The organism is Sanguibacter sp. 25GB23B1 (assembly GCF_040012415.1).
Lineage (GTDB): Bacteria > Actinomycetota > Actinomycetes > Actinomycetales > Cellulomonadaceae > Sanguibacter.
Genome location: NZ_JBDYKL010000003.1, coordinates 1 through 20,520, shown reverse-complemented (window position 1 = coordinate 20,520; position 20,520 = coordinate 1). Strand labels below are relative to the sequence as shown.

19 protein-coding genes and 1 pseudogene are annotated in these 20,520 nt (G+C 71.5%); 10 read left to right on the top strand and 10 right to left on the bottom strand.

All coding sequences use genetic code 11. The annotated features are described in order from the left end of the window. Nucleotide 1: 1 nt before the first annotated feature. A complete protein-coding gene (locus ABKW26_RS02590) occupies nt 2-940 on the top strand; it encodes a cytochrome c biogenesis CcdA family protein (protein ID WP_348590867.1) in 939 nt (312 codons plus the stop codon). Next, nucleotides 937-1,563 (top strand): peroxiredoxin family protein, encoded by a 627-nt coding sequence (locus ABKW26_RS02585; RefSeq protein WP_348590865.1) that lies wholly within the window; start codon nt 937-939, stop codon nt 1,561-1,563. The genes ABKW26_RS02590 and ABKW26_RS02585 overlap by 4 nt, the downstream gene beginning before the upstream one ends. Here the strand turns inward: ABKW26_RS02585 and ABKW26_RS02580 are convergent. Further along, nucleotides 1,547-2,620, bottom strand: a complete 1,074-nt coding sequence (locus tag ABKW26_RS02580) for a WYL domain-containing protein (protein ID WP_348590864.1) — start codon at nt 2,618-2,620, stop codon at nt 1,547-1,549. The two genes, ABKW26_RS02585 and ABKW26_RS02580, sit on opposite strands and share 17 nt — an antisense overlap. Before the next feature lie 100 nt (nt 2,621-2,720). Here ABKW26_RS02580 and ABKW26_RS02575 point away from each other — a divergent pair, with 100 nt between their 5' ends. The 6 genes from ABKW26_RS02575 (at nt 2,721) to ABKW26_RS02550 (ending at nt 8,202) form a co-directional block, all read left to right on the top strand. Beyond that, nucleotides 2,721-3,146, top strand: coding sequence for a VOC family protein (locus ABKW26_RS02575; protein ID WP_348590863.1), 426 nt, complete (start codon nt 2,721-2,723; stop codon nt 3,144-3,146). 143 nt (nt 3,147-3,289) lie between these two features. Continuing rightward, the gene (locus tag ABKW26_RS02570) at nt 3,290-4,126 is read left to right on the top strand and encodes an ABC transporter ATP-binding protein (RefSeq protein WP_348590862.1); all 837 of its coding nucleotides are present in this window, start codon (nt 3,290-3,292) and stop codon (nt 4,124-4,126) included. Next, nucleotides 4,123-4,887: an ABC transporter ATP-binding protein gene (locus tag ABKW26_RS02565; protein WP_348590861.1), complete on the top strand. Its 765-nt coding sequence runs from the start codon at nt 4,123-4,125 to the stop codon at nt 4,885-4,887. Before ABKW26_RS02570 ends, ABKW26_RS02565 begins: the two co-directional genes overlap by 4 nt. After that, nucleotides 4,887-5,765, top strand: a complete 879-nt coding sequence (locus ABKW26_RS02560) for a branched-chain amino acid ABC transporter permease (RefSeq protein ID WP_348590860.1) — start codon at nt 4,887-4,889, stop codon at nt 5,763-5,765. Before ABKW26_RS02565 ends, ABKW26_RS02560 begins: the two co-directional genes overlap by 1 nt. Continuing rightward, nucleotides 5,762-6,877, top strand: coding sequence for a branched-chain amino acid ABC transporter permease (locus ABKW26_RS02555; protein WP_348590859.1), 1,116 nt, complete (start codon nt 5,762-5,764; stop codon nt 6,875-6,877). The genes ABKW26_RS02560 and ABKW26_RS02555 overlap by 4 nt, the downstream gene beginning before the upstream one ends. 17 nt (nt 6,878-6,894) lie before the next feature. After that, a complete protein-coding gene (locus ABKW26_RS02550) occupies nt 6,895-8,202 on the top strand; it encodes an ABC transporter substrate-binding protein (RefSeq protein ID WP_348590858.1) in 1,308 nt (435 codons plus the stop codon). A 55-nt stretch (nt 8,203-8,257) separates the two neighbouring features. Here the strand turns inward: ABKW26_RS02550 and ABKW26_RS02545 are convergent, their stop codons facing one another. The 7 genes from ABKW26_RS02545 to ABKW26_RS02515 form a co-directional block, all read right to left on the bottom strand. After that, nucleotides 8,258-8,716 carry a hypothetical protein gene (locus ABKW26_RS02545; protein ID WP_348590857.1) on the bottom strand — a complete coding sequence of 153 codons (459 nt, stop codon included), beginning with the start codon at nt 8,714-8,716 and terminating at the stop codon, nt 8,258-8,260. Beyond that, on the bottom strand, nt 8,713-9,309 hold the full coding sequence (locus ABKW26_RS02540) for a helix-turn-helix domain-containing protein (RefSeq protein ID WP_348590856.1): 597 nt from the start codon (nt 9,307-9,309) through the stop codon (nt 8,713-8,715). Before ABKW26_RS02540 ends, ABKW26_RS02545 begins: the two co-directional genes overlap by 4 nt. A 68-nt stretch (nt 9,310-9,377) precedes the next feature. Further along, nucleotides 9,378-11,027 (bottom strand): long-chain fatty acid--CoA ligase, encoded by a 1,650-nt coding sequence (locus ABKW26_RS02535; RefSeq protein WP_348590855.1) that lies wholly within the window; start codon nt 11,025-11,027, stop codon nt 9,378-9,380. A 63-nt stretch (nt 11,028-11,090) separates the two neighbouring features. Continuing rightward, nucleotides 11,091-12,308, bottom strand: coding sequence for an acyl-CoA dehydrogenase family protein (locus ABKW26_RS02530; RefSeq protein ID WP_348590854.1), 1,218 nt, complete (start codon nt 12,306-12,308; stop codon nt 11,091-11,093). Between the two features lie 7 nt (nt 12,309-12,315). Then, the gene (locus ABKW26_RS02525; protein WP_348590853.1) at nt 12,316-13,422 is read right to left on the bottom strand and encodes a phosphotransferase family protein; all 1,107 of its coding nucleotides are present in this window, start codon (nt 13,420-13,422) and stop codon (nt 12,316-12,318) included. A gap of 111 nt (nt 13,423-13,533) precedes the next feature. Continuing rightward, nucleotides 13,534-13,944, bottom strand: coding sequence for a thioesterase family protein (locus ABKW26_RS02520; RefSeq protein WP_348590852.1), 411 nt, complete (start codon nt 13,942-13,944; stop codon nt 13,534-13,536). Between the two features lie 66 nt (nt 13,945-14,010). Next, entirely contained in the window at nt 14,011-14,655 is a 645-nt protein-coding gene (locus ABKW26_RS02515) for a QsdR family transcriptional regulator (protein WP_348590851.1), read from the bottom strand. 160 nt (nt 14,656-14,815) lie between these two features. Between ABKW26_RS02515 and ABKW26_RS02510 the strand changes: the two genes are divergently transcribed. Together ABKW26_RS02510 and ABKW26_RS02505 are read left to right on the top strand one after the other, a co-directional pair. Further along, on the top strand, nt 14,816-15,994 hold the full coding sequence (locus ABKW26_RS02510; RefSeq protein ID WP_348590850.1) for an acyl-CoA dehydrogenase family protein: 1,179 nt from the start codon (nt 14,816-14,818) through the stop codon (nt 15,992-15,994). Nucleotides 15,995-16,055: 61 nt separating this feature from the next. Further along, nucleotides 16,056-17,279, top strand: coding sequence for an acetyl-CoA C-acetyltransferase (locus ABKW26_RS02505; RefSeq protein ID WP_348590849.1), 1,224 nt, complete (start codon nt 16,056-16,058; stop codon nt 17,277-17,279). Nucleotides 17,280-17,309: 30 nt separating this feature from the next. Here ABKW26_RS02505 and ABKW26_RS02500 read toward each other — a convergent pair whose 3' ends face one another. Further along, a complete protein-coding gene (locus tag ABKW26_RS02500; protein WP_348590848.1) occupies nt 17,310-20,162 on the bottom strand; it encodes a hypothetical protein in 2,853 nt (950 codons plus the stop codon). A gap of 10 nt (nt 20,163-20,172) precedes the next feature. Then, nucleotides 20,173-20,520: pseudogene (locus tag ABKW26_RS02495) on the bottom strand (HSP90 family protein); the annotation flags it as partial.

The window sequence follows — 20,520 nt, the reverse complement described above, 5'->3', positions numbered from 1 at the left end:
CGTGGGCACCGAGCTGCTGTCCACCGGGAGCATCCTTGCGGCGTTCTTCGCCGGCGGCGTCGCACTGTTCGCCCCGTGCTGCATCGTCTTCCTGGCGCCCGGCTATCTCGCGGGTGCCGTGAAGAACCGCCGGTGGCGGCTGCTGCCGTTGACGTTCGTCTTCGCGGCGGGCCTCGGCCTGGTCCTGGTGCCGATCACGCTGGGCATGAGCCTCCTGGCCGGTGCGATCGCCCGCTACCACGAGCCGCTCTACTACGCGGGCGGGGCGCTCATGATCGGTCTGGCCGTCCTGGCGTTCTCCGGCCGGATGTGGTCGCTCCCCTCGTTCCTCCGTGCACCCGACACTGCCCGTGGTGACAGCGCGAGCTTCTTCTCGCTCGGTGTGTTCTCGGGCATCGCCTCGAGCTGTTGCGCACCCGTCCTCGCCGGGGTCATGACCCTCTCGGTGCTGTCGGGCTCGCCGGTCGGGGGCTTCACGCTCGGTGTGGCGTACGTGTTCGGGATGGTCTTCCCGCTGTTCGTCATGGCGCTGGTCTGGGACAAGGCGCACCTGGGCGACAAGAAGCTCCTGCAGGCGAGAGTGGTGAGGGTGCGCATGGCCGGCCGCACCCTGGTCACCAACACCCTGAACATCGCCGTCGCGGTGGGTTTCGCGGTGATGGGTGGCTTCGTGATCGCCTTGGCCGGAAGCACAGACATGACCGGCGGTTCTGCCGTCCAGGACGGCACCAGCCGTGCTCTGACCAGGGTGTTCGGCTCCGTCCAGGACTGGTTGTCTCCGGTGCCCGAGCCACTTCTCGGCCTGCTCCTGCTCGCCGTCGCAGGCGTCTTCGTGTGGGCGACGCTCACCGAGCGCCGCAGCGCCCCACGTACCCCCACGACCGTCGACACCGTGCCGACGTGCCATGAGATCCCGACCGAGGAAGAGACTCTGCGATGACTCCCCCCAGCGCCTCCGGGCGACTCGACGAACGCCAGCATGCTCTGCACGAGGTCCAGGTGATGCAAGCAGCCCAGTGGCGACGCCGGCAGCGGCGCAGCTGGGCGCTGTGGGGCGCTGCCCTGGTGCTCGTCGCGGCCGTCGTCACCCTGGGCCTCCTGAGCTCCGGCCCCACCGAGTCGGTCGACGCGCGACAGGCCCCGGCCTTCACGCTGCCCGTGTCCGACGGGTCCGAGGCGTCGCTCGCCGACTTCCGTGGAGGGCCGGTCGTCCTCTACTTCAACGAGGGTGCCGGGTGTGACTCGTGCCTGTTGCAGATGCAGGCGATCGAGCAGGACCCCGCGTTCGCGGAGGCGGGGATCACGGTCCTGCCGATCGTGATGAACCCCGCCGAGCAGATCAACGCCGAACGTGATCGGCTCGGGGTGAGCACACCGTTCCTCATCGACGACGGGACCGTCTCCGAGGCCTACGGCACCCTCGACGCAGGGATGCACGAGGGCCTGCCCGGCCACGGCTTCATCTTGATCGACGCCGACGGCGTGCAGAAGTGGTACGGCAACTACCCCTCCATGTGGCTCGATCCGGACGCCCTGTTCGACGAGGTCACCAGTCGCCTGTGAGCCCGGGAGCCGACGGTGCCCGCGCCGCAGCGGCGTAGCGGGTCGCCAGCTCACCGAACGCGTCGACGAGCTCTGGCGGCTCGACCACCTCGATGTCCCCACCGAAGCGCCCGAGCGAGGCGGCGAGCGCGACCCAGGACCATGACCCGGCCGTGAGGCTGCAGCGGTCCGGGCCGAGGTCCTCGACCGTCCCGTCGCCGGCGAACGGGAGGACGGCGTGCGCCGGGAGGTCGAGGATCACGGTCCCGAGGCAGGGCCACCGGTCCTCGTCGTCCGAGCCCTTGAAGCGTGCGGAGACGAGCGCGTGCGCGCTCCCGCCGGGGATCTCGCGCGGGACGAAGCGCGGTCCGGTGGGCGTGCGCGGGCTGACGCGGTCGGCGCGGAAGATCCGCCAGTCGTCCGCGTCGAGGTCCCACGCGACGAGGTACCAGCGCCCCGCGGTCGTGACGACGCCGTGGGGCTCGACCCGGCGGGGTGCCTGGGCGTCCCGCGACGACGGCGCGGCATCGGTGGCGACGTCGTGCGCGTCGATGCCCGGACCGCCGGCCCGAGACCGCTCACCCGCGTAGTCGAAGCGCAGGACCTCGCGGGCGCGGACGGCGGTCGAGAGCGCGACGAGCAGGTCGGGCGACGCCTGCCCGGCGCCCCCGGCTCGGCTGGGGACCGCGGTGAACTGGAGGGCGTCGAGCCGGTGCCGGAGCCGCGGAGGCATGACCTGCCGGACGGTGGTCAGCGCGCGGACGGCGGCCTCCTCGATGCCCGCCCCGGTGAGGTTCGCGGCCTGGAGCGCGACCGTGAGGGCGAGCACCTGGTCGTCGTCGAAGAGCAGGGGTGGCAGCTCGGCGCCCGCGTCGAGGCGGTAGCCGCCGGCCGGTCCCTTGAGCGCCCGGATGGTGTAGCCCATCTCGCGGAGGCGCTCGACGTCGCGCCGGACGGTCCGGTGCGTGATGTCGAGCCGGTCGGCGAGGACCTGGCCCGGCCAGTCTCGACGCGTCTGCAGGAGCGAGAGCAGGCGCAGGAGTCGCGACGTGGTCGTGGTCGAGGGCGTCGAGGTCATGCTCTGACGATAGGTGGGATGGAGGACCGTATCTGTCCTGCACTGTCGAGAGAGTGGGTTGTGCCGGGCACGCCGGTGCACATCTCATCCAGGAGCAGACATGACTGTCACCACCACGCCTCACCTCAACTTCCGCGGCGACGCCCGCGCGGCCCTCGAGCTCTACCACTCCGTCTTCGGCGGGCAGCTCGTCGTCGTGACCAACGAGGACGCGTTCAGCGTCGAGACGCCGGACGAGGCGCAGCAGGTCAAGTTCGGCCAGGTGGTCGCCGAGAGCGGCTTCCAGGTCATGGCGTACGACGTCCCGGCGAGCGTCGCCTACGACCAGGGCGAGAAGTCGGTCTTCGTCTCCGTGCGCAGCGACTCGGCCGACGAGATCACCGAGCTCTGGGCCCGGTTCGTCGAGGGGTCGACCATCGTGACCGACCTCGGTCCGGCGGGGTACTCGCCGCTCTACGGGATGCTCGAGGACCGGTTCGGGGTGGTGTGGGTGCTCGACGTCGCGGTCGCGTACGACGCGGGCTGAGTGCCGCCTGCGGGGTGGGCGCCGGACGGGCTCCGGTGTCCGCCTCGCCCCCGTCGGGGGTGGGAGAACTCCTCCCGCAGCGCCATACCGGACAGTCGGTTTCTTTGCTAGGGTGAACCCACCGTCAACACGATGAGGTGCGGATGTCCACCGAACGACCCCCCACGAGCGGCGCGACCCCACGGCTGGCGCTCACCGACGTCACCGTCCGGTTCGGCGGGATGGTCGCGCTCGACTCCGTCTCGCTCGCCGTCGGCGAGCGAGAGGTCGTCGGGCTCATCGGCCCCAACGGCGCCGGCAAGACCACCCTCTTCAACGTCGTCTGCGGCCTCGTCACGCCGAGTGCGGGCGAGGTCAGGCTCGGCGGCAGCCGCCGACCCCTGGCACCCCACCGGCTCACGGCGGCCGGGGTGGCCCGCACCCTCCAGGGCCTCGGCCTCTTCGCAGGCCTCACCGCCCGCCAGAACGTCATGGCAGGCCTGAGCACACGCGCCCCGGGCGTGTTCCGCAGCTCGCTGGGCACACCCGGCTCCGACCAGCACGCGCGTCACGCCGCCGCTCGCGCCGACGAGACGCTCCGCACGCTCGACATCCTCGACACCGCAGACCGGTTGCCCGACTCGCTCCCGTACCCCGTGCGCAAGCGGGTCGCCCTCGCCCGCGCGCTCGTGAGCGAACCGACGCTCCTCCTGCTCGACGAGCCGGCCGGCGGCCTCGGGAGCGACGACATCGCCGCGCTCGCGACGCTCGTCCGGCAGCTCGCCACCACCCGTGACTGCACCATCGTCCTCGTCGAGCACCACGTCGACTTCGTCATGGGCGTCTGCGACCGGGTCGCCGTCCTCGACTTCGGTCGCCTCATCGCCGACGGGTCCCCCGAGGAGGTCCGGCGGACGCCCGCCGTCATCGAGGCGTACCTCGGCATCGACACCCCGGCCCACCGCACGCAGGCCGCCGCAGCATCGGAGGCCACGTCATGACCGGGGTCCTCACCCACGGCGGGCCGGCCGCCGCGTCGTCCGGCATCACGCCCCTCCTCGAGGTCCACGACGTCACCGCGGGCTACGGGCACAGCCCCGTGCTGCGCGGCGTCAGCCTCACGGTGCCGACCGGCTCGATCGTCGCCGTCGTCGGTGCCAACGGCGCCGGGAAGACGACGCTCCTGCGCACGCTCTCCGGCCTCGTGCCGCTCAGCGGAGGCACCGTCCGGCTCGACGGCGTCGACCTCGCGGGTGTCGCCGTCGAGCACCGGGTGCGGCACGGCCTCTCCCACGTGCCCGAGGGGCACGGCGTCGTCGCCGAGCTCACCGTCGACGAGAACCTGCGCCTCGGAGGCCTCTGGCGCCGCGACCGGAAGGACCTCAAGGCCGCGGTCGCGGAGATGTACGAGCTCTTCGAGCCGCTCGCCCGCCGCCGCAGCAGCCCCGGCCACCAGCTCTCCGGCGGCGAGCGGCAGATGCTCGCCGTCGCCCGCGCCCTCGTCGCCCGTCCCCGGCTGCTCCTGCTCGACGAGCCGTCCCTCGGCCTCGCACCCCGCATCGTCGCCGACATCATGGAGCTCCTGCGCACGCTGTGCGACGAGCGCGGGCTGACGATCCTCCTCGTCGAGCAGAACGTCCGCAGCGCGCTCCTCGTCGCCGACCACGGCGTCGTCCTCGACCTCGGGGAGGTGGTCGCCTCCCGGGCGGCCGCCTCGCTGCTCGACGACGACGCCCTCCGCCACGCCTACCTGGGGTTCTGATGGACCAGCTGATCTTCCTCGTCGGCTCCGGCCTCGCCCGCGGGTCCGTCTTCGCCGTCTTCGCGCTCGCGCTCGTCCTCATCTGGCGGGCCGCGCGCATCGTCAACTTCGCCCAAGGCGCGATGGCCGCCGTCGCGACCTACCTCGCGTTCGCCGTGACCGCCGCGACGGGCAGCTACTGGCTCGGGCTCGCCGCCGCGCTCGTCGGCGGAGCGCTCCTCGGCCTCGTCGTCGAGCGCGGTGTCATGCGCTTCGTCGCGCACACCTCACCGCTCAACAGCGTCATCGTCGCCCTCGGTCTCGTCACGATCATGCAGGCAGGCCTCGGGATCGCGTTCGGCAACGGCTACCGGACGATGAACCTGCCCTTCAGCTCGACCCCGATCGTCGTCGGTGGTGTGCCGCTGCTCTCGCCGTACAACATCTTCGTCCTCGTGGTCGCCGCCGTCCTCATGATCGGCCTCGGACTCCTGTTCACGCGCACGCCCCTCGGCCTGCGGCTGCGCGCCTCCGCCTTCGCCCCCGAGACCTCGCGACTCCTCGGCGTGCCCGTCTCGCGGATGCTCACCCTCGGGTGGGTGCTCTCCTCCGCGGTCGGTGCGCTCGCGGCGCTCCTCGTGGTGCCCACCGAGCTCGGGCTCAACCCTCACGCGACCGACATGCTCTTCGTCTACGCGTTCACGGTCGCGATCGTCGGGGGGCTCGACTCACCGGTCGGAGCCGTGGTCGGCGGCCTCGTCGTCGGGCTGCTCCTCAGCCTCGTCACCGGATACCTCGGTTCGACGCTCGCCCCCATCGCCGTCCTCGTCCTCCTCGTCGCGGTGCTCCTCGTGCGGCCTGGCGGCATCTTCTCCGCCAAGGAGGCACGCCACGCATGAGCGTCACCGTCGAAGACAAGGTCACCCCCGCGGACGCCGCCCGGCCAGGCCCGGTCCGGTCCGACCTCGCCGCGTCCGGTCGCCGCGTGCTCATCGCGCTCGCCGGCCTGGTGCTCGCCATCGGCGGGACGTTCCTCCTCGACCCGTACCGCAACTACCAGCTCGCCGTCGTCGCCGCCTACCTGTGCGCGACGGCCGGCCTCACCGTGCTCATCGGTCGCGGCGGCCAGCTGTCCCTCGGGCACGCCGCGCTCATCGCGGCCGGCGCGTACAGCTTCGGCCTCACGTCGAACGCGATGGACGAGCAGGGGATCACGGGCGTCGCCCTCGTCGTCGTGCCGATGCTCGTCGGCGTCGTGGCCGCGAGCGTCCTCGGGGTGCTCCTCGGACTTGCCGCCGCACGGTTGCACGGGCCCTACCTCGCTGGGCTCACGCTCGCCGTCGTCGTCGCGATCCCCGCCGTGACCTCGACGTTCTCGTCCGTCCTGGGGGGCGACGCGGGCCTCTACATCTCCGTGCAGAGACGGCCCGAGGCGCTCGACCGCATCATCGCCGTCGAGCAGTGGCAGGCGTGGGTGGCGATCACCGCGGCGGCGGCCGTCCTGTTCGTCCTGTCGAACCTCGTGCGCAGCTCCTACGGGCAGCGCATGGTCGCAGTCCGGGACGACGAGGCGGCCGCGCGGCTCGTCGGCATCGACACCACACGCGTCAAGGTCGCCGGCTTCACCATCAGTGCCGGGTGCGCGGGCCTCGGCGGCGGAGTCCTCGCCTACGTCACGCAGAACGCCAGCCCCGGTGCGTTCTCGCTCGTGTTCTCCCTCTTCCTCGTCGTGGCCGTCGTCATCGGCGGACTCGGCTCGCTCCGGGGAGCCCTGTGGGGAGCGCTCCTCATCGTGCTCCTCCCCGACGTCATCGGGACCGTCCTGGACTCCCTCGACCTCCCGCCCGAGCTCGCCCAGCGGCTCGACGGGAACGTGGCGGTCCTCGTCTTCGGGCTCCTGCTCGTGACGATCATGATCGTCGCCCCGCACGGGATCCAGGGGTGGCTCAGCTCGCTGCGCCGCCCCCGTCGCCGCGCGCCCCGCACCGCACCGGCACTGTCCACCGAATGAGAAGAAAGGTGTCAACGATGACACGGTCCAGGTTCCTCCGCGGGGTCGCGGCTGTCGGCTCCCTCACGCTCGTCGCAGGCCTCGCGGCCTGCAGCACCCCGAGCGACTCCGACGACGGCGACGGGTCCGGCGACAGCGCCGCCCCCGCCCCGGGCGTCACCGACACCGAGGTGGTCGTCGGGACGCACCATCCCCTCACCGGCGAGGCTGCTGCCGGCTACGCGACGATCTCCGCGGCCACGACCGCGTACTTCGAGTACATCAACGACAACGGTGGCATCAACGGTCGGAGCATCGAGTACATCGTCAAGGACGACGGCTACAACCCGGCGAACACCTCGACGCTCACCCGCGAGCTCGTCCTCGACGACGAGGTCTTCGCCATCCTCAACGGCCTCGGCACGCCGCCGCACAGCGCGGTCATCGACTACCTCAACGACACCGAGGTGCCCGACGTCTTCGTCGCGTCCGGCAGCCCGACGTTCAACCAGCCCGAGGAGTACCCGTACACGTTCGGCTTCAACACGAACTACATCGTCGAGGCCAAGATCCTCGCGACGTACGCGCAGGAGAACTATCCCGACCAGGTGTACTGCCTCATGGCGCAGGACGATGACCTCGGTGAGGACTTCGAGGCGGGCCTCCTGAGCATCCTCGGCGAGGACGGACTGGCGACCACGCAGGTGTACTCGGTGTCCAACCGGGACGTCGCAGCGCAGGTCGCGGCCATGCAGGCCGCGGGCTGCGAGGTGAACTTCCTCGCCGCGATCAACGCGTTCAGCGCCATCTCCATCGGCACCGCCGCGAAGCTCGCGTACCAGCCGCAGTGGGTCGCCGCCTCGATCGGAGGCGACTACAACACCGTCTCGACGTACCTCGGTGACGTCGGCCCCGCGCTCCTCGAGGGCTTCGTCAGCGCCAACTACCTGCCGTCCCACTTCAGCGAGACGGACCCGTGGACGGCGCACTTCTCCGACATCAACGAGCAGTACAACCGCGGCGCCGCATTCGACGGCAACACCGTCTACGGCATGTCCGTCGCCTACCTCTTCGCCGAGGCGCTCGCCAAGTCCGGCGAGACGCCGACGCGCGAGAGTCTCCTCGCCGCGCTGACGTCCGGGGACCTCATGGGCAACGCGATCGTCCCGCTCAGCCTCAGCGAGACGAACCACGGCGCGTACAGCGGGGCGCAGATCACGACGGTCACCGGCGGCATCCAGGAGTACGTCGGAACGCCCTTCACCACCGGGACCGGCGACGAGCCGGTCGAGCCCTACGAGGGCGGGCCCGTGCCGTTCGAGAACGAGGGGATCCCGGTGCCGTAGAGGGTCGCCCACCACGAGCGACGGTGCCCCGGTCCTGTGGACCGGGGCACCGTCGTCAGTAGGACGGCATCTGCCCGAGCACCTTCTCCGCCGCGTCCACGATCGCCGTGCACAGCGGTAGGTCCTGCCGTACATCGTCCGGCGTAGCCGGTCGTTCCTGCAGGTAGTCTCCGTCGTTGCGCTGCCGCCGGATCCTTCCGTAGGGCGCCAGGACCCTGCCCAGGGGCGGGTCGAGCTGCGCCTTGACCGCCTCGGATACCGCTGTGTGCCCTCCCTCGCGTGTCGGGCGCAGCCCTTGGGCGAGCGGCACGGCCGTCAGAGCCTTGCGGTTCGCGCTGTGCAGGCCGTCGTAGGCGAGCTCGACGTCGAGGTCTGCGATGAGCTGGACCGAGTCCAGGTGGTTCCGAGCCTGTTGCACGAGCGCGCGCGCCCCGTCGAGGCTGGGCGGCACCTTCTCGAGCTTTCCGCGGCTCAACAGCTCGTCGACCTCGGCGCTTCCCTGGTTCCAGCTCATGCGTTCTCCTCGATGTCATGGTCCAGGTGCAGCTCGACCAAGGGACGGGAGCGCACCGTGCTGATGAACGGATCGTCGGCATCCTCCCAGCGTTCCGGGCTGACGAAGGTGACGTTGACCTCGCGACCGAGCTTCTCCTCGAGACCCTCGAGTGCCGTGTCGACCTCTTGGCGCGATGGTCGGCCCACCAGCAGCAGGTCGACATCGCCGGGGGGCCCTCCGGTCTCGCCTTCGTACCGTGCAGCCCACGAGCCGTGCACGTAGGCGCTCCTCACGCCCTCGATGCCGGTCAAGGTCTTCTCCAGGACCGCAGCCGGTCCGAAGGTCACGATCAGCAGCTGGCGCAGAGGAGCCGTCGCGGGGTTCTCCGGCGCCGGGTGCAGCCGCACCGCCCGCCCCACCCGCTCTCCGCGCAGGAGCCCTGCTTCGATCAACCGGCGTGCCTCTCGAGACACGGTCGCGTCGGGGGCGTCGAGCACGTGAGCGAGATCGGAAGCGGTCACCGGTTCGTCGGCGGTCAGCACCCACAGCAGTAGTCGGGCCTGCAGCTGCGAACGGAATATCGGCATCAGCGCCGGCGCGTCGGTTCTCACATCACGCACTTTATCACTCGTCAAACGAGCATCTCGCGGCGGGTGCTCGATGAGCGGGACGGTCAGTCCTAGCCGCGGGCCTCCGATGCCGACTCGTGCGCGAAGCGGTCGGCGGAGAACTGCGCCACGAGCTCCCGCTTGTGGACCTTCCCGCTGGCCCCGATGGGCAGCTCCGCCACGAGGTGGACGTACCGCGGGTACTTGTAGGCGGCGATCCGCTCCTTGACGAACTCGATCACCTCGGCCTCGTCGAGCGTCACGCCCTCGCGAGCGATGACGGCGGCGTGGATCTCTTGACCGCGCGTGGCGTCGGGGAGGCCGAACACCGCCGCGTTGAGGATGCCCGGGTGCCGCAGGAGCACATCCTCGACCTCGCTCGGGTACACGTTGTAGCCGTTGCGCACGAGCATGTCCTTCTTGCGGTCGACGATCGTGATGATGTCGTCCGCGTCCTTGGTGCCGAGGTCGCCGGTGCGGAACCAGCCGTCGACCATCGCGTCCGCCGTGTCGTCGGGACGCCCCAGGTAGCCCTTGAAGAGGTTGTGCCCGCGCACGACGATCTCGCCGATCTCCCCAGGTCCCAGGACGTCGATGCGGTCCTCCACCGCCGAGTCGGCGATCTCCACGTCGACGCCCCAGAGCGCCCGTCCCACCGTCCCGGGTCGCGGCTCCTCGCCCACGTAGTTGAAGGACACGGTCGGGGAGGTCTCGGTGAGTCCGTAGCCCTCGTGCACCTCGGCGCCGAACGTCGACTCGAAGGCCTCGAGCACGCTCACCGGCAGCGAGGCGCCGCCGGACACGGCGTACTTGAGCGGCGGGCGGTGCGTCGAGGTCTCGGCGGCCGCGAGCAGCGCGATGTACATCGTCGGGACGGCCGTGAACACGGTCGCCTTCTGCGCGGCCATGAGCTCGAGCGCCTCGACGGGCTCGAAGCGCGGGATGAGGAGAACGGCGGCGCCGCGCCGGAAGGCGGTGTTCATCACCGAGCTCTGGCCGAAGCTGTGGAAGAGCGGGAGCCCGCCGAAGACGACGTCCTCCTTGCGGAGGTCGAACGTGTCGAGAAGGTTCACGTGCACCTGCTCGACGAGCGCGAGGTGCGAGCCCACCGCCCCCTTCGGCCGGCCCGTCGTGCCGCTCGTGTAGAGGATCGTCGCGGCGGCGAGCGGGTTGACGGACTCGTAGCGACCGAGGGGCTGCGACCCGCCGGCGAGGTCCTCGAGCCGCGGGAACGGCACCTTCTCCGCGAGCTCGTCCGGCACGAGCACGGTCACGAGAGGGACCCCCGCGGCAGCCGCGGCCGGCCCCGCCTCGCCGAGGAGCGGGGCCGCAGCCACGAGGACGCGCGCACCCGAGTCGCGCAGGACGAACTCGATCTCCTCGGTCTTGAAGAGCAGGTGGATCGGGACGACGACCGCGCCGAGGGAGAGCGCCGCGTAGTAGACGCGCGGGAAGTCCGGGACGTTGGGGACGAGCATCGCGACGCGGTCGCCGCGGCCGATCCCGAGCTCGCGCAGCGCGCCGGCGTACGCGAGCGTCTGCGCCCACAGGTCGCCGTAGGTGATGGAGCGGCCGAAGCACACGACCGCGGTGCGCTCGGGCATGCGGTGGGCGGTCTCGGCGAGGATCGCGGCCACCGAGAGGCTGCCGCGGCCGGGTCCGGTGATGGCCTCGTCGGTCTGCTCGAGGTCCTGGGTCTGAGCGGGGTGTGAGGTCGACATGCGTGCTCTTCCTTTCATCGTCGTTGATGAGGCGGGTGCTGGTCGGTGCTCGTGACGGCCTGGTCAGGCCCGTGGTCGTTGCTCGGCCTTGCCGAGGGAGGAGCGGTGGACCTCGTCGGGCCCGTCGGCGAGGCGCAGGGCGCGCGCACCGGCGAACATCTCCGCGAGCGGCTGGTCCTCGCTGAGCCCTGCGGCGCCGAAGAGCTGGATGGCACGGTCGAGGATGCGTTCGACCGCGAGCGGGACGCCCACCTTGATGCTCTGGATCTCGGTCATCGCCGCCCGGTTGCCGAGCGTGTCCATGAGCCACGCCGTCTTGAGGACGAGCAGCCGCAGGGACTCGATGGTGATGCGGGACTCGGCGAACCACTCGCGCACCACGCCCTGCTCGCCGAGCGGCCGGCCGAACGCGACCCGGGACGCGGCACGCTCGCGCATGAGGTCCACGGCGCGCTCGGCCATGCCGATCGTGCGCATGCAGTGGTGGATGCGGCCCGGCCCCAGACGGGCCTGGGCGATGGCGAAGCCCTCGCCCTCGCCGGCGAGGATGTTCGACGCGGGCACGCGAACCCCGTCGAAGCGGATCTCGGCGTGACCGCCGTGGTCCTTGTCGTCGTAGCCGAAGACGGTCAGCGGGCGCACGACCGTCACGCCCGGGGTGTCTCGCGGGACAAGGATCATGCTCTGCTGCCGGTGGCGCGGTGCGTCGGGGTCGGTCTTGCCCATGACGACGAGGATCGCTGCGTCGGGGCTCATCGCGCCTGTCGACCACCACTTGGTGCCGTCGACGACGTAGTGGTCGCCGTCGCGCCGGATGCGGGTGGCGATGTTCGTCGCGTCCGACGACGCGACGTCGGGCTCGGTCATGCAGAACGACGAGCGGATCACACCGGCCAGGAGCGGTCGCAGCCACTGGTTCTTCTGCTCGGGCGTGCCGAACTGGTGGAGGACCTCCATGTTGCCGGTGTCCGGCGCGGCGCAGTTCATCGCGACGGGCGCGAGCTTGTGGCTGCGCCCGGTGAGCTCGGCGACCGGCGCGTACTGGAGGGTGCTCAGGCCGGTGCGCCCGTCCTCGTGCTCGCCGGGGAGGAAGAGGTTCCACAGGCCGCGCGAGCGCGCCTCGACGCGCAGCTCGTCGACGACCGGGCGGAAGGTCCACCGGTCCGGCGTCTCGCGCAGCTGGCGTTCGAGGACCGGTTCGGCCGGGTAGACGCACTCGTCGAGGAAGGCCTGCGTGAGGTCGATGTACTTCTGAGCCGTGGCGTCGTGCGTGAAGTCCATGGTGTCCCTACCGGTGGGTGATCGGGGTGGTGACGCCGAGGGTCCGCAACCCGTCTGCGGCGAGCAGCGGGACCATCCCGCCGACGGCCTCGAAGCCGGCGCCGACCGTCTCGCCGGCGCGGAAGCGGAAGTGGATGCCCTCGAGGATGATCGCGAGCTTGTACGCGGCGAACGCCCGGTACCAGGAGAGGTCGGGGACGCGGATCCCGCGCGCCCGGGCGTAGGTGTCGACGAGCTCGGAGAACGCGGGGTAGCCGGCGCCGGGCTCGACGGCGCTGGGCGTGACGGCCCCGGCCTCGAGAGTGTCGGCCGTCTCGACGACGGCCCGGATGTCCCAGTAGAGGTCGAGGAGCCCGAGGTCGGTGAACGAGTCGCCGATCGTCGCCATCTCCCAGTCGAGGATCGCGGCGATCGTCGGCGGGATGCCCGACGCGCTGGGGACCAGGCGCACGATCGCGTTGTCGAGGCGGTAGTCGCCGTGGATGAGCGACGAGTGCGTCGTCTCGGGGACCGAGGAGCTGAGCCGGTCCTGGAGGAGGTCGAGGTCGGGGAGGTCTCTGCTGCGGGAGAGGGCGTACTGCTTGCCCCAGCGGCGCACCTGGCGCTCGAGGAACCCGTCGGGTCGCCCGAGGTCCCCGAGCCCGACGGTGCCGGGGTCGACGGCGTGGAGGTCGGCGAGCCGGGCCGCGAGCTCGAGGCTGAGCGCCCGCAGCTGCTCGGGGGCGAGGTCGGCGTTGTCGGCGGACGAGGACAGGACGCGGCCGTCGACGTGCTCCATGAGGTAGAACGGCGTCCCGACGCCGGCCTCGCCGGCCGCGTCGTCGTGGAAGAGGAACGCGCCGGGGACCGGGACGGGCGTCGGTGCGAGCCCGGAGATGACGCGGAACTCCCGGGCCATGTCGTGTGCCGTGCTCAGCACGTGGCCGAGGGGCGGGCGCCGGAGGACGAGCGTCGACGCGCCGCCGTCGACCCGGTAGGTGAGGTTGCTGCGACCGCCGGTGAGGAGCTGCGCCCGGAGCGGGCTGCCGGTGAGGAGCTCGGGGTGCGTGCTGCGGAGCCACGACTCGAACGTCGCGGTGGACAGTCCGACAGGTTCCGCCGGGGCGTCGCTCACGGTGGTGTCCCTCTCGCAGGTGTGACGTGACGCGCTCCGGTGCGCACCTCGTGCCGTGCTCCGAGGCTAGCATACCGCCCAGTCGGTTTGGTCTTGCTCCGGACGACCTGTTCAGCCGACCAGGCTCTCCTCGATCGCCGCTCGCAGCCCGTCGGAGATCGGCGCCGGCCGCCGTGTCTGCCGATCGACGAAGACGTGCACGAAGCGCCCCGTCGCGAGCAGCGTCCCGTCCGGCCCGGCGATCGCGGTCTCCCACGTCACGCTCGTCCTGCCGAGGCGCCCGGCGCGCAGGCCCACGGTGAGCACGTCCGGGAAGCTCCCGGACGCCACGTACTCGCACGACGACGACGCGCAGACCCCGATCGAGTCGCCGTCGGTGACGTCGAGATGGCCCGACGCGATGAGCCACGAGTTGATCGTCGTGTCCATCGCCTCGTAGTACACGGCGTTGTTGATGTGGCCGTAGACGTCGTTGTCGTTCCAGCGCGTGGCGAAGGTGGCGGTGTGGCCGTACTCGTCCATGGTGCTCCGGTCTCGTGCGTCGAGTGGGATGGGTGTCGAGCGGCGTGGTGGGCGTCGGTGCCCGGTTCAGGTGGGACGCAGCACGAGGCGGAACGCGGCGAGCGCGCGCTCGCCGCTGGGTGCTTCGCCGGTGATGAGGTCGGCGTAGGTGAAGGACTCGGAGATGCGCACGAGGAGGTAGGCGAGGTCGTGGCACGGGAGCGAGAGGGTCATGCGGCCTGCGTCGCTCTCCTCGCGCAGGGCGGCCTCGGTCACGGCGACGAAGCGGCGCTGGACGTGGCTGTCCTTGGTGGTGAGGAGGCGCAGGGCGCGGGCGGGCTCGCGGCGGAGGAAGGTGCGGAAGTACTCGGCGTCGATGAGGGCGTCGGCGAAGTCGGTGAGCACGGTGACGACCCGGTCGGCTCCGGCGCCGACGGCGCGGCGGTCGACCTGGTCGAGCGTGGGTGCGGCGAGCGACCAGAGGACCTCGGAGAGGAGGGCGTCGCGCTTGCCGACCCAGCGGAAGAGCGAGGTGCGGTCGACGCCGAGCTCGGCGGCGAGGACGGTCATGTCGATGCGCTCGCCGGCGATGAAGGTCTTGCGGGCGTGGACGAACGCCCGCAGGGCGTCGGTGTGCTGCTCGGGACCGGGCTCGAGGCGGCGGGAGAGCGGGCTGGGCACGAGGTGCGTGCCCAGGCTTCCCATGCCGGTGACGGCGAGCTGGTCGGTCATGGGTGCACCCTAGCCGCGCGCCGAAGCGCCGTGCAACGTTTCCCGATCTGATGCAACTGCCCCTCCCGAAGGTCTATGCAACGTTCCTGGATGTGATGCATAGTGGGCGTGCGCGGCTCACCCACCGCCGCGCGCCCACCGAGAGCAACGGAGCTCACCGATGCCCACGCACCACCTCGAGGTCGACTTCTTCCACTTCCAGGACAGCCTCACCACCCGCGAGAACTCCTCGGTCCTCGAGATCCGCGAGTTCTTCGACACCCACGTGCGCCCCATCGCGGACGACTGCTGGGACCGTGCGGAGTTCCCGCACGAGATCGTCCCCGGACTCGGCAACCTCGGCGTCCTCGGGTCCTCCTGGGAGGAGTCGCGCCACTTCGAGAACAGCGCGCAGTACCGCGGATGGGCTGCACTCGAGATGGCGCGGGTCGACGCCTCGATGACGACGTTCGTCGGCGTGCAGAGCGGTCTCGCCATGGGCGCGATCGGCGTCGGCGGCTCCGACGTCCAGCGCAAGCAGTGGCTGCCCGCCATGGGTCGCGGCGAGATCATCGGCGCGTTCGGCCTCACCGAGCCGCTCTCCGGCTCAGACTCCGCGCGCGGCCTGCGGACCACCGCCGAGCGTCGCGGCGACTCCTGGGTGCTCAACGGTGCCAAGCGCTGGATCGGCAACGCGACGTTCGCCGACGTCGTCGTCATCTGGGCCCGCGACCTCGCCGACGACCAGGTCAAGGGCTTCATCGTCCCCACCGAGACGCCCGGCTTCACCGCGACGAAGATCGAGGGCAAGCAGAGCCTGCGCATCGTCCAGAACGCCGACATCGTCCTCGACGGCGTGGTCGTCCCCGAGGAGCTGCGGCTCCAGGAGATCCGGTCGTTCCGCGAGGTCGCCACCGTCCTGCGCCTCACCCGAGCCGAGGTCGCCTGGCAGGCGGTCGGCAACTCGATCGGCGCGTACGAGGCCGCGCTCGCCTATGCCAAGGAGCGCGAGCAGTTCGGCAAGCCCATCGCTGGCCACCAGCTCGTCCAGGACCTCCTCACCCGGTGCCTGGGCAACATCACCGCGAGCATCGCCCTGTGCATGCAGGTGTCGAAGCTCCTCGACGAGGGCCGTCAGGGCGACGAGCACGCAGCCCTCGCCAAGTCCTTCGCCACGAGCCGGATGCGCGAGACCGTCGCCTGGGCCCGCGAGGTCATGGGCGGAAACGGCATCCTCCTCGACCACGGTGTCGCCCGCCGCTTCGCCGACGCCGAGGCCATCTACTCCTTCGAGGGCACGCGCGAGATGAACTCACTCATCGTCGGCCGAGCCATCACCGGTCACGCCGCCTTCGTCTGACCCGACCTCGTCTGCCACCTCCACCACCTCCACAGCCGGACCCGAGCCGAAGGACCACGCCATGCCCGAAGCAGTCATCGTCGCCACCGCACGATCCCCCATCGGACGCGCCTTCAAGGGCTCGCTCACCGGCGTCCGCGGGGACGACCTCACGGCGACGATCGTCGCAGCGGCGCTCGCGAAGATCCCCGGCCTCGACCCGTCGACCGTCGACGACCTCATCCTCGGCTGCGGCCTGCCGGGCGGGGAGCAGGGCATGAACATGGCTCGCGTCGTCGCGACGCTGCTCGGCCTCGACACGGTGCCCGGCACGACCGTGACGCGCTACTGCGCCTCGAGCGTGCAGAGCACGAGGATGGCGTTCCACGCCATCAAGGCCGGCGAGGGTGACGTGTTCATCTCGGCCGGGGTGGAGACCGTCAGCCGGTCGGCCACGGGGACGAGCGACTACATCCCCGGGCACGACGTGCTCAACCCGCGCTTCGCGGACGCCGCCGCCCGGACGGAGAAGCTCGCCGAGGGCGGCGTCGACTGGACGGACCCCCGCACGAGCGGGCTGCTCCCCGACATCTACATCGCCATGGGCCAGACCGCCGAGAACGTCGCACGGATGACCGGCGTGACGCGGGCGGAGCAGGACGAGCTCGCGGCGCTCAGCCAGAACCGCGCCGAGGCGGCGATCGCGAGCGGCTTCTGGTCCCGCGAGATCACACCGATCACCCGGGCGGACGGGACTGTCGTCTCCGCCGACGACGGCCCGCGCGCCGGTGTCACCGTCGACACCCTGGCCACCCTCCAGCCGGTCTTCCGGCCCGACGGCACGGTCACGGCCGGCAACTGCTGCGCCCTGAACGACGGTGCGGCGGCGCTCGTCATCATGAGCGACACCCGCGCCGCCGAGCTCGGCCTCACGCCGCTCGCCCGCATCCTCTCGACGGGTGTCAGCGGGCTGTCGCCGGAGATCATGGGGCTCGGGCCGGTCGAGTCGAGCCGTCGCGCCCTCGCCCACGCCGGCCTGACGATCGACGACATCGACCTCGTCGAGATCAACGAGGCCTTCGCCGCCCAGGTCATCCCGTCCGCACGCCAGCTCGGGGTCGACTACGACAGGCTCAACGTCCACGGCGGCGCGATCGCCGTCGGGCACCCGTTCGGGATGACGGGGGCCCGCATCACCGGGACGCTGCTCAACGGCCTGCAGACGCTGGACAAGGAGCTCGGGCTCGAGACCATGTGCGTCGGCGGCGGGCAGGGGATGGCGATGGTCGTCGAGCGGCTCAGCTGAGCCACGGCTCAGCCGAGACGCTCGCCCGGATCACTCCAGCTCGTCCGCCGCCCGCCGGGCCTCGCTCGCCTCGTCCGGCCGGCCCGTCGCATCGAGCGCGTCCGCAAGACGCAGGCGCAGCGCGACGTTCAGCCCGTAGTCGAGCGGTGCGCGCTCGATGCCTGCGCGGTAGGCGACCACGGCATCGGCTGGGCGGTCGATCTCCTCGAACGCCAAGCCGGCGAAGTGCTCAGCGAGAGCGGCCTGGTCCGCGTCGTCCACGGCGGCGAAGAGGTCGGCTGCGGCCAGCGCCGTCCGCGCTGCCTCGTCGTCGTGGCCGAGCGGCGCGAGGACGCGCGCCCGCGTGTAGGTGGCGAAGGCCACCAGCGGCTCTGCGTCGTGCGCCTGCGCGAGCGCGATCGCCTCGTCGATCGTCACGAGCGCGGCCTCGTCCTGCATGGACGCCTGGGCCGTCGACAGCTCCGTGAGCGCATCGAAGAGCGTGCGAGAGCCGTCGTCGGCGCGACGGGCCAGGGCCACGGCCTCCGTCAAGGTCTCTGCGGCCTCGTGCTCGTCGTCGAGCGAGAGCATCGCGGTGCCGGCCAGGGTCAGCATCTCCGCGGCGTCGACGAGGCGGCCCGCCGCCTCGTAGCCCTCGGCGGCCGAGAGCCACGAGCCGATCGCTGCGTGGGTGTCTCCCGTGGCGGCCGTCGCGCGCCCGAGCAGATCGGCCACTACGGAGCTTCCGGTCGCACCGGCCTCGTCGAGCGACGCAAGCTCGTCCCGCGCGTTCGCCAAGAGATCCAGCGCCTCGTAGGTCTCGTCCTCCCCGCCCGTCATGAGGAGGAAGCGGGCGAGCTCCGTCCCCCGCGCCCACGTGGGAGCCCCGGCCGCCGTGGTCTGGTCGAGCGCGAACCGCTGACGCGCGACGGCTCCGGCGAGGTCCTCGGCGTCGGCGCGCGCCCCCGCCGCGATCTCCGCGGCTCCTGCGGCGTGGATGCGCGCGCCCAGCCGTGCGTAGATCGTCGTCGCGCGGTCGGCGTCGGCCGACGCCCGGTGCGGGTCGTCGGCGCCGCGCAGCACGAACGCCCGCATCTCCAGCGCGATGGCAGCGTGGACGGGCTCGGGCTCGACGGCGCGGTCGCCGTCGAGGACAGCGCCGAGCGCGGTGAGGGCGGTGTCCAGGTCGCCCGCGCTGAGGGACAGCTGTGCGCGGAAGAAGTGAGCGCGGTCGACGTCCTGCACCTCCCTGGCCATCTCGAGGTGAGCGATCGCGCGGTCGATGCGGGCGTCGAGCTCGGCGCGTTCGTCGAGGCCGTCGGCGCCGTCGGCGCGGTCGGCAGCCAGCCGGGCAGCGACGTAGGACAGCTCGAGCTCGGCGACCAGCCGCGGTGAGACGGGACCGCGGTCGAGCTCGGCGACGACGCCCCGCACGTTCTCCTCGCTGCCCACGTCGTAGAGCGACAGGCCCCGTCGTTCCTCGCTGTCCGCCTGCTCCGTCTCCCCGCCGGTGCGCAGGGCGTCCAGCCGTGCCTCGTGGAACTCGAGAGCCTCGTCGTGGTGATCCGTGCTGACGAGCGAGAAGCAGATGAGCCGCAGGGCCTTCTGGAGCTCGTCCGGGGTGGCTGTCGCGGTCGCACGCCGGGCCGCAGCGAGGGCCTCGTCCGGGTAGGACAGCGTGAGCATCGCCCTCGACCGCACGAGCCACCCGGCTGCGGTCTCCGGCTCGGGGTCGAGATCGACGGCCGGGACGTGGCGTGCTGCTTCGAGCGGGACGTCGTAGCGCTCGTCCGCGAGGGCTTGGGCAGCGCGCAGGGTCCGGGCGTAGTGGTCATTGCCGTTGCGCGCGTCGAACGCGGCGCCGATGTCTGCCGCAGCCGCCCACGCGGCTGCGGCCAGCTCCTCGGCGGTCCAGGGCGTCTCACGAGCGGGGAAGAAGCTCGCGAGCGCAGGGGACTCGGGGCCGCTGACGACCGTGTCTCCGTAGCCGTCGGCCGTCACCACCGTGCAGGCGATCGCCACGGCTTCGAGCGCCTTGCGGTGCGCGAGCCCGTCCAGCCCGTCGTGAGCGAGCCACGGGAGGTGGCGCTCCACCATCGACAGGGCTCGGGCGGCGTTCCCCGTGAGTGCGACGAAGATGATGTGGTGCGCGACGATGAGCAGCCTCTCGGGGTCGGCCCGGGAGTCGCGGTAGCTGCGCCGGTGAGCCCGGACGGCGTCGTCCGCCCGTCCCACGCGCACGAGCGGGAGCAGGGAGACCGCGAAGGCGTGCTCCGGCTCGTCGCTGCAGGTGAAGCCGTCGGCCACGAGCTCGTCGAGGACAGTGACGAGCTCCGTGTCACGTCCGGTCAGGGCGAGCAGCGAGATGTCGTCGCTGTACGTGCACGCCTCGCAGTGGCTGTGGCTGTCCCGCGGGGTGCGCTTGAGCTCGAGGCGCAGCGCCTCGGCGTCGTCGAGGCGCCCGTTCGCGGTGGCTTCGTCGAGCCTGGCGGTGAGGACCCCGCTCTGCCCGAGCCCGGCGCGCTCGTAGCGCTCGGCCATGTCGACGAGCACGGCGTCGATCGTCTCGCGCGGGAAGATCGGCGAGCTGGAGACGGCTCCGATCATCCACTTGTACTGCCACATGAGGTCCGACGGCCCGTGGAGGTCGAGGTCGAACGTGGTCGGGTCGCTGTCGTGCATCGCGAGGCACCAGGAGAACGAGCTCACCAGCGTGTCGGTGTCGCCGACCATCTTGGCGGAGACGTTCAGCCGGGCGCGCGTCTGGTACTCCAGCTGGGGATCGCCGGACTCGGCGGCTACCGCGACGGCCGCGCGCACCAGCGCGATCTCTTCCGGGCCGTACGGTGTGAGGTCCACCTGCCGGAGCAGCTCCGCGACCTCGTCGTGAGCACTGCGTGCCATGGTGGGTCTCCTAGTCGTTGAAGGGGACGAGATCGACGTCGTCGAGGCCGACGCTGAGCGCGAGGATGTCTGACATCGCCTGGGTCATCAGGCGGCGCTCGGCCGCGCCGAGCGGGTTGTGGCCCGCGAGGAGCGCCTGGATGTACATGAGGTGGACGGTCCGTGTGAAGACAGCGTCGTCACGCACGGCGACGAGCGACCGCACGAGCGGGCTGGTCCAGTTCAGGCACAGTCGAGCGCGGGCGGAGGCGTCACCGTCCGGGTGGGCCGCGCCGCTCAGGTACTCGTCGGCGCGCGCGACGATCCCGCCCCACAGCGGCGAGGCCTTGCCGGCGGACCGGCGCCGGTCCGCCGGCAA